Consider the following 607-nt stretch of genomic DNA (forward strand, 5'->3'; position numbering starts at 1 on the left):
CGTGGGCCGGTTTGAGGCTGCCACCGGAGGAACCTTGTTTCTGGATGAGATTGGCAACATTGGCCTACCGCAGCAAGCCAAGCTGCTCACGGCCCTGCAAAACCGCCAGGTGGTGCCCGTAGGAAGCAACGCCCCCGTACCGGTGGATATCCGGCTGTTGTCGGCCACCAACGCCCCGTTGCACGCCCTGGTAGCCCGCGGTGCTTTCCGCCAGGACTTGATGTACCGCCTCAATACGGTCGAAATCATGCTGCCGCCCCTGCGCGAACGGGAAGACGACGTGCAGCTGCTGGCCCAGCACTTCGCGCAGGTGTACGCGGCCCGCAACCGGCAACCCGTGCCGGAATTCAGTGCCGCCGCCCTGCGCAAGCTCCGGGAGCACTCCTGGCCCGGCAACGTGCGGGAACTGCAACACGCGGTGGAGCGGGCCGTTATCCTGGGAGCTGGCCCCGTGCTGCTGCCGGCCGATTTCTCGTTTCGGAACCCCGCATCGGCCGGTGCTTCCGCAGTGGCAGTGCCAGATGCGACCGTGGCTGAGGCGCCGCTGCCGTTGCTGGCAGTAGAAAAAAACACCATCCAGCAGGCCCTTGAGCGCCACCAAGGCAAC

The 607-nt window shown here is 65.7% G+C and carries 1 protein-coding gene; it reads left to right on the plus strand.

All coding sequences use genetic code 11. The features are described 5' to 3' along the window. The coding region (locus IEW17_RS20675) for a sigma 54-interacting transcriptional regulator (protein ID WP_188563957.1) at positions 1-607 on the plus strand (607 nt) is incomplete at both ends.

This window comes from Hymenobacter frigidus, from assembly GCF_014640435.1.
Taxonomy (GTDB): domain Bacteria; phylum Bacteroidota; class Bacteroidia; order Cytophagales; family Hymenobacteraceae; genus Hymenobacter; species Hymenobacter frigidus.